This is a genomic window from Streptomyces sp. NPDC055632 (assembly GCF_053618675.1).
Genome location: NZ_JBSHHY010000045.1, coordinates 26,040 through 33,867, shown reverse-complemented (window position 1 = coordinate 33,867; position 7,828 = coordinate 26,040). Strand labels below are relative to the sequence as shown.

9 protein-coding genes are annotated in these 7,828 nt (G+C 74.7%); all 9 read left to right on the top strand.

Annotated elements, in window-relative coordinates; genetic code table 11:
* The first annotated feature begins 173 nt into the window (after positions 1–173).
* The 9 genes from ACWGSR_RS33800 (at position 174) to ACWGSR_RS33760 (ending at position 7,821) form a co-directional block, all read left to right on the top strand.
* Positions 174–740, top strand: coding sequence for a hypothetical protein (locus ACWGSR_RS33800; RefSeq protein ID WP_453572489.1), 567 nt, complete (start codon positions 174–176; stop codon positions 738–740).
* A 248-nt stretch (positions 741–988) separates the two neighbouring features.
* A complete protein-coding gene (gene nadE / locus ACWGSR_RS33795; RefSeq protein ID WP_453572486.1) occupies positions 989–1,819 on the top strand; it encodes an ammonia-dependent NAD(+) synthetase in 831 nt (276 codons plus the stop codon).
* An 88-nt stretch (positions 1,820–1,907) separates the two neighbouring features.
* The gene (locus ACWGSR_RS33790) at positions 1,908–2,294 is read left to right on the top strand and encodes a VOC family protein (RefSeq protein ID WP_376241108.1); all 387 of its coding nucleotides are present in this window, start codon (positions 1,908–1,910) and stop codon (positions 2,292–2,294) included.
* Between the two features lie 94 nt (positions 2,295–2,388).
* The gene (locus ACWGSR_RS33785) at positions 2,389–3,069 is read left to right on the top strand and encodes an ABC transporter permease (protein ID WP_453572483.1); all 681 of its coding nucleotides are present in this window, start codon (positions 2,389–2,391) and stop codon (positions 3,067–3,069) included.
* On the top strand, positions 3,066–3,743 hold the full coding sequence (locus tag ACWGSR_RS33780) for an ABC transporter permease (protein WP_376241112.1): 678 nt from the start codon (positions 3,066–3,068) through the stop codon (positions 3,741–3,743). Before ACWGSR_RS33785 ends, ACWGSR_RS33780 begins: the two co-directional genes overlap by 4 nt.
* On the top strand, positions 3,740–4,789 hold the full coding sequence (locus ACWGSR_RS33775; RefSeq protein WP_453572479.1) for an ABC transporter substrate-binding protein: 1,050 nt from the start codon (positions 3,740–3,742) through the stop codon (positions 4,787–4,789). Before ACWGSR_RS33780 ends, ACWGSR_RS33775 begins: the two co-directional genes overlap by 4 nt.
* Positions 4,790–4,864: 75 nt before the next feature.
* A complete protein-coding gene (locus ACWGSR_RS33770) occupies positions 4,865–5,959 on the top strand; it encodes a glycoside hydrolase family 5 protein (protein WP_453572476.1) in 1,095 nt (364 codons plus the stop codon).
* A gap of 180 nt (positions 5,960–6,139) precedes the next feature.
* Positions 6,140–7,072 (top strand): SIS domain-containing protein, encoded by a 933-nt coding sequence (locus ACWGSR_RS33765; RefSeq protein ID WP_453572474.1) that lies wholly within the window; start codon positions 6,140–6,142, stop codon positions 7,070–7,072.
* Positions 7,069–7,821, top strand: coding sequence for a PIG-L deacetylase family protein (locus ACWGSR_RS33760; RefSeq protein ID WP_453572472.1), 753 nt, complete (start codon positions 7,069–7,071; stop codon positions 7,819–7,821). Before ACWGSR_RS33765 ends, ACWGSR_RS33760 begins: the two co-directional genes overlap by 4 nt.
* Positions 7,822–7,828: the final 7 nt, after the last annotated feature.

Sequence of the window (7,828 nt, the reverse complement as noted above, 5' to 3'; positions counted from 1 at the left end):
TTTTGTTTTTGTGTGTGGTGTTTGTTTTTTTTTATAAACCCCCCCCCGGGGGGGGGGGGGGGGGGGGGGGGGCGGCGGGCGGGCCGGGCCCGGCCCACAACCCCCTCGACGCCGCCGCCCTCGCCGGCCTCCTCGCCCTCACCACCGGCCGCCCGACGGCCGCCCACGTCGTCGTGGGCCACGTCCTCGACGCCGCCCGCGGCGGACCGGCCGATTCCGCCGCCCGGCTCCGCTGCCACCTCGTGCGGGTCTTCGCCCTCACCGGTCTGGGCCGGCTCGCGGAGGCCCGGGAGCGGGCGCTCCGGCTGCGCGCCCTCTGCGAGGAGCTCGACGAGCACTGGACCCGCACCGCCCTGGAGTACCAGCTCGCCCTCACCGCTCTCCTGGAGGGCGACCCGGCCGCCGCCTCCGGCCACGCCCGCGCCATGCTCGAAGGCACCCGCCGCCTCGGCGCGAGCCTCGGCGTCGCCCTCGGCCTCGACGTCCTGGCCACCGCCCTCGCGGCGGCCGGCGAGGGCGAGCGCGCCGCGGACGTCTCCGGCACCGGCGAGGCGTACTGGCGCTCCACCGGCCAGCCCCGGCGCGGCCTGCCCGGCCTGCGGGCCCTGCACGAGAAGTACACGGACACGGTCCGCGCCTCGATCGGCGAGCCCGCCTACGAGGAGATCTTCCTCCGCGCCCTCACCGGCCTCCCGCAGGACGGTCTCGACCGCGCCCTGCGCGGCCCCGGGCACGCCTGACACGTTTCGGGCCCGGCGCACCGGGACATCCGTGCCACGGGACCGGCACGCGGCACCGACCGCCACCGCCGTCCCCCGCGCGTGCCGCCCGACCTGCCGGAACGCACCGACACGGGCCGGGGAGGCACGCGGCGACGGCACGGCCCTCCGGTGCGTAGAGTCGGCCCCTGTACGAGCGGTGCGGGCCGTACGCGCGGACGAGTGCCACGGCCCGTACGAGCGAACGACCCACGACGAGGAGACCCCACGTGACCGACCCGGCGTCCACCGCCCTCCAGCAGCAGATCGCCCGGGACCTCCAGGTGTCCGGCACCTTCGACCCGGCGGCGGAGATCGAGCGCCGGGTGGCCTTCCTCGCGGAGCGGCTCACCTCCACCGGACTGCGCGCGCTCGTGCTCGGCATCAGCGGCGGCGTCGACTCCACCACCGCCGGCCGGCTCTGCCAGCTCGCCGTGGAGCGCGCCCGCGCCGCCGGCCACGACGCCGTTTTCTACGCGATGCGCCTGCCCTACGGCGTCCAGGCCGACGAGAAGGACGCGCAGACCGCCCTCGAGTTCATCCGCCCCGACAAGGTCCTCACCGTGGACGTGAAGGCGGCGAGCGACGCGGCCCTGGAGGCGTGCCTCGCCGCCGACGTGGCCTTCCGCGACCCCCACCACCAGGACTTCGTGCAGGGCAACATCAAGGCCCGCCAGCGGATGATCGCCCAGTACGCGGTCGCCGGCGCCCACGACGGCCTGGTCGTCGGCACCGACCACGCGGCCGAGGCCGTCTCCGGCTTCTTCACCAAGTTCGGCGACGGCGCCGCCGACGTCGTCCCGCTGACCGGTCTGACCAAGCGGCGCGTCCGCGCGGTCGCCGCCGAGCTGGGCGCCCCGGACGGCCTGGTGCGGAAGGTCCCCACGGCCGACCTGGAGACCCTCGACCCGGGCAAGCCCGACGAGGACGCGCTCGGCGTCACGTACGACGAGATCGACGACTTCCTGGAGGGCGAGCCGGTCTCCCGGGAGGCCTTCGACGCGATCGTCCGCCGCTACGAGCTCACCGAGCACAAGCGGCAGCTGCCGATCGCGCCCTGAGCCGAGCGGCGGATCTCCCGCCGTCGGCGGATCCTGGAAGGGGGCCTCGCCGGAGGCCCCCGGAACGGACTCCGGAAGGGAGTGCGCCATGTTCGGCGAGACCCCGGCGTTCAGCGGCTTCTCGGTCGACGACATCGACGCCGCCCGGCGGTTCTACGGCGGGACCCTCGGCCTGGAGGTGGAGGAGTCGGGACCCGAGGGCATGGAGATGCTCCTCCTCGTCCTGGCGGGCGGCGCGCGGGTCCTCGTGTACCCCAAGGACGACCACGCCCCCGCCTCCTTCACGATCCTCAACTTCCAGGTCGACGACATCGAGCGGACCGTCGACGAGCTGGTGGGACGCGGCGTGACCCTGGAGCGCTACCCCGGCTTCGACGCCGACGACAGGGGCATCGTGCGGGGCCCCGACGGACCGGCCGTCGCCTGGTTCACGGATCCGGCGGGCAACGTCCTGTCCGTGCTCCAGGAGGCCTGAGCGCCCGGCCGCGGGCCCGTCCGGGAGGTTCCCCGCACCCCCGGACGGGCCCGGCCGGAGTGCGGAGGAGGCCCGTACCGCCTCGAATGGGAGCGTGACCGCGCCGCCCGACGACTGCCTCGCCCGCAACGAGTGGGTCTGCGGTGCCTACCTCTCCACCCGGAGGGAGATCCTCGCCGACGCCGTCGTCCAGCACCTCCAGCTCACCGGCGCCTCCGTCGCCCTCGCCCTCCTGATCGCGCTGCCCCTGGCGATCGCCGCCCGCCGCCTGCGCTGGGTCGCGGCCCCCGTCCTCGGGATCACCACGCTCCTCTACACGATCCCCGCGCTCGCGATGTTCTCGCTGCTCCTGCCCCTGTACGGGCTCTCCGCCGCCCTCGTCGTGGCCGGCCTCGTCCTGTACTCGCTCACCCTCCTCGTCCGCAACCTCCTCGCCGGGTTCCGGGCCGTCCCCGAGGAGACCCGGCAGGCCGCGCGCGGCCTCGGGTACGGGCCGCTCCGGCTCCTCCTCGCCGTCGAGCTGCCCCTCGCCCTGCCCGCCGCCATGGCCGGGCTGCGCATCGCCGCCGTCTCCGCCGTCTCCCTCGTCACCATCGGCGCGATCGTCGGCCACGGCGGCCTAGGGAACCTCATCTACTCCGGGATGAACACCTACTTCAAGGCCCAGGTCCTGACCGCCTCCGTCCTCTGCGTCGTCATCGCCGTCGCCGCCGACCTGCTCCTCCTCGGCGTCCAGCGGCTGCTCACCCCCTGGACCCGGGCGCGGTCCGCGTGAACACCGTCTCCGCCGCCTGGTCCTGGCTCACCACCGCCGCCCACTGGTCCGGCGAGAACGGCGTCTGGCACCGGCTCGGCGAGCACGTCCTCCTCACCGTCGTCTGCCTCGCCCTGAGCTGCGCGATCGCCCTGCCGACCGCCCTGGTCCTCGGACACCTCGGCAGGGGCGGCGGGCTCGCCGTGAACCTCGCCAACGCCGGCCGGGCCGTCCCCACCTTCGCCGTCCTCGTCCTGCTCCTGCTCGGCCCGCTCGGCCCGTACGGGGAGTGGCCGACGATCATCGCCCTCGTCCTGTTCGCCGTGCCCCCGCTGCTCACCAACGCGTACGTCGGGATGCGGGGCGTCGACCCCGACGTCGTACGGGCCGCCCGGGGCACGGGCATGACGGGCGGCCAGGTCCTCGCCCGGGTCGAGCTGCCCCTCGCGCTGCCGATGGTCCTCACCGGGGTGCGGATCGCCGCCGTCCAGCTCGTCGCCACCGCCACCGTGGCCGCGCTCGCGGGCGGCGGCGGCCTCGGCCGGATCATCACCGCCGGGTTCAACCTCGCCTCCACGCCGCAGGTCGTCGCCGGGGCCTGCCTCGTCGCGGCGCTCGCCCTCCTGGTGGAGGGGGCCTTCGAGGGGATCCGGCGCCTGACCCCCGCCGGGACCCGGGGGAGCGGCGGCGCATGAGGGCGTCCCGTCCCCTCGCCCTCTGCCTCCTGGCGGCGATCTGCGGGGGCTGCTCCACGGGCCCGTCCCTGGAGGACCGGGGCGCCGTCACCGGACGGCCCGGCGACGGGCGCCGGCTGACCGTCGGCTCGGCCGGGTTCACCGAGAGCGACCTGCTCGCCCAGATGTACGCCCTGCTGCTCCAGGACGCCGGACACTCCACGAAGATCCTCTCCGTCACCAACCGCGAGCTGTACGAACCGGCCCTGGAGAACGGGCAGATCGACGTCGTGCCGGAGTACGCGGCCACCTTCGCCGACTGGCTGAACGCCAAGGCCAACGGGCCGGACGCGCCGACCGTCGGCTCGCCCGACCCGGCCGCCACCATGAAGGCCCTCCGGGCCCTCGCCGGGCCGCGCGGCCTGACCGTCCTCGACCCCGGCCGGGCCGCCGACCAGAACGCCTTCGCCGTCACCGCCGCCTTCGCCGCCGAGCACGGCCTGAAGACCCTCGGCGACCTCGGCGCCAGCGGCCTCCCCGTCCGGCTCGCGGCCGGGGACGAATGCGTCCGGCGGCCGTACTGCGCCCCCGGCCTGAAGGAGGTCTACGGCATCGACGTGACCGCCGTCGACTTGAAGGGCGTCGGGACGACGCAGGCGAAGCAGGCCGTCCGGAGCGGCCGGGACCAGATGGTCCTCACCACGACCACCGACGCCACCCTCGACGACTTCGGGCTCGTCCTGCTCGCCGACGACAAGCACCTGCAGAACGCCGACCTCGTCGTGCCCGTGGTCAACCGGGAGCGGGCCGGGAACGAGGACGTCGTCCGCGCGCTCGACCGGCTCAACACCGTCCTGACCACCGCCGACCTGGCGAACCTCAACGAACAGGTGGACAGCTGGCGCCGCCTTCCGGAGGACGTGGCGCGGAACTACCTCGCGCGCAAGGGCCTCCTGGCGAGCCGACGCCACGGCGGACCGCCGGCCGGCTCGCTCCCCGCCCGCCGGACGGCGTCTCCCGTCACGACCCTTGCGGGGCGGTCCGCGACCCTGCTATCCATTCGTTAGGAAGGTTTCCTTCCAGTCCCGGAGGCGTCAACCCTCCGGCGGCCAGCCCTCGTTCGTCGTTCCGTGGAGACCCCCATGACTTCCGCACGAACCGTACGACCCCGCGCGCGTCGCCTCGGCGTCGCCGGCACCGCCCTCGGCGCCCTGCTCCTCGGCCTCGCCGCCGCCCCGCCGGCCGTGAACGCCGCACCCGCTCCCGCCCCCGCCGTGCCGGCCGAGGCGGCCGCCACCACCCCCGCCGCGATCAACGGACAGCTCAAGGTCTGCGGCACCAAGCTCTGCAACCGGTACGGCAAGCCGATCCAGCTCCGGGGCATGTCCTCGCACGGCACCCAGTGGTACGGCCGGTGTCTGACGGGCGGTTCGCTCGACGCCCTCGCCAAGGACTGGAAGGCCGACGTCCTGCGCGTCTCCACGTACGTCCAGGAGGGCGGCTACGAGACCGACCCGCGCAAGTACACCGACCTCGCCCACGCGCTCATCGAGCAGGCCACCGCGCGCGGCATGTACGTGATCGTCGACTGGCACATGCTCGACCCGGGCGACCCCCACCACAACCTCTCCCGCGCCAAGACCTTCTTCACCGAGATCGCCCAGCGGCACGGGAGCAAGACCAACCTGCTGTACGAGATCGCCAACGAGCCCAGCGGCGTGTCCTGGTCCAGGATCAAGAGCTACGCCGAGCAGCTCATCCCCGTCGTCCGCGCCAAGGACCCCGAGACCCCGGTCCTCGTCGGCACGCGCGCGTGGTCCTCGTTCGGCGTCTCGGAGGGCGCGACCGAGTCCGAGGTCGTCTCCAGCCCGGTGAACGCGGCCAACATCATGTACACCTTCCACTTCTACGCGTACTCGCACCGGGACGAGTACCTGAGGACCCTCTCCCGCGCCGCCGACAAACTGCCCGTCTTCGTCACCGAGTTCGGCACCCAGAACTACGCGGGCGAGGGGGCCGACGACTTCGCCATGACGCAGAAGTACCTGGACCTCATGGCCGCCAAGAAGATCAGCTGGGTCAACTGGAACTTCTCCGACGACGAGCGCAGCGGCGCGGTCTTCAAGACCGGCACCTGCGACAAGGGCGGCCCCTGGACCGGCACCGGGTCGCTCAAGCCCGCCGGCGTCTGGGTCCGGGACCGCATCAGGACGGCGGACGACTTCCCCACCTCCTGACCCGCCCGACCCGTGACCGGCACGCCCCCGCCGTGTGATCCGCGGTCCCGGCGGGGGCGTCCGCGTCGGCGGCGCGCAAAAGTCCAAGCGACGGGCCCCTCCCGCACATGGCGCGGCCCCGACGGGCGCCGGTAGAACTCGCAGCGGGCCCCGAGGGCCCCGCGAGGAGAGGACCCGGACATGAGCACCCACGTCGGCGCGGAGATCGCCGGACAGCCCGACTGCTGGCGCCGCGCCGCCGAGGACGCGGAGCGGCACGCCGGGCTGCTGCCGGCCCGCGGCGAGCGCGTCGCGGTCGTCGGCTGCGGCACCTCGTACTTCATGGCCCGCGCCTACGCGGCCCTGCGCGAGTCCCTCGGCGCGGGCGAGACCGACGCCTTCCCCGCCTCCGACCGGACCCCGCTCGGACGCGGCTACGACCGGATCGTGGCCCTCACCCGCTCCGGCACCACCACGGAGGTCGTGGACCTGCTCGCCCGCGCCGCAGGACGCGTTCCCGCGCTCGTGCTCACCGGGGCGCCCGACAGCCCTGCCGGGCGGCTCGCCGATCGGGTCCTCGACCTCGGCTTCGCCGACGAACGCTCCGTCCTCCAGACCCGGTTCGCCACCACCGCCCTCCAACTCCTGCGCGCCGGGCTCGGCGTGGACCTCGGACCGGCGATCGCCGACGCCGAACTCGTCCTGTACGAGCGGCTGCCCGCCGCCTGGGAGCGGCGCGGCCAGTTCACCTTCCTCGGCACCGGCTGGACGGTCGGGCTCGCCGACGACGCCGCCCTCAAACTGCGCGAGGCGGCCCGCGCCTGGACGGAGTCGTACGCGGCGATGGAGTACCGCCACGGCCCGATCAGCATCAGCGACCGCTCCAGCCTCGTCTGGTGCCTCGGCCCCGCCCCCTCGGGCCTGCGCGACGAAGTGGAGTCCACCGGCGCCCTGTTCGCCGCCGACGCCATCGACCCGGTCGCCGCCCTCGTCCGCGCCCAGAAGCTCGCGGTCGCCCTCGCCGACCGGCGCGGCCTCAACCCCGACCGGCCCCGGCACGTCTCGCGGTCGGTGATCCTCGCCGGTGCGTTCCGCCCCACGGGCCCGGAGGCGGCCCGTATCCTGCGTTCATGATCGAGAACGACCTCCCCGACCTCACCGAGATGCCCGGCGACTGGCGCCGCGCGCTCGCCGTCGTCGCCCACCCCGACGACCTGGAGTACGGCTGCGCGGCCGCCGTCGCCGGCTGGACCGACGCCGGGAAGGAGGTCGTCTACGTCCTCGCCACCCGGGGCGAGGCCGGCATCGACGCCCTCGCCCCGGACGTCTGCGGCCCGCTGCGCGAACGGGAGCAGCGGGACAGCGCCGCCGTCGTCGGCGTGGACACCGTGGAGTTCCTCGACCACCGGGACGGCGTGGTCGAGTACGGCACCGGGCTGCGCCGCGACATCGCGGCCGCGATCCGCCGCCACCGCCCCGAACTCGTCGTCACCCTCAACCACCGCGACACCTGGGGCGGCGGCCCCGGCGCCCCCTGGAACACCCCCGACCACCTGGCCGTCGGCCGCGCCGTCCTGGACGCGGCGGCCGACGCGGGGAACCGCTGGATCTTCCCCGAGCTGACGGAAGAGGGCCTGGAGCCGTGGGACGGCGTCCGCTGGGTCGCCGTCGCCGCGTCCAGCACCCCGACCCACGCCGTCGACGCGGGCCCCGGCCTGGAGCGCGCGGTCCGCTCGCTCCTCTGCCACCGGACCTACATCGAGGCCCTGACGGACCAGGACCCGGAGGAGTACGTCCGGTCCTTCCTCGCCGGGACGACGGGGCGGGCGGCCGACCGCTTCGGCGGCCGGCCGGCCGTCACCTTCGAGCTGTTCCCGCGCTGACCGGGCG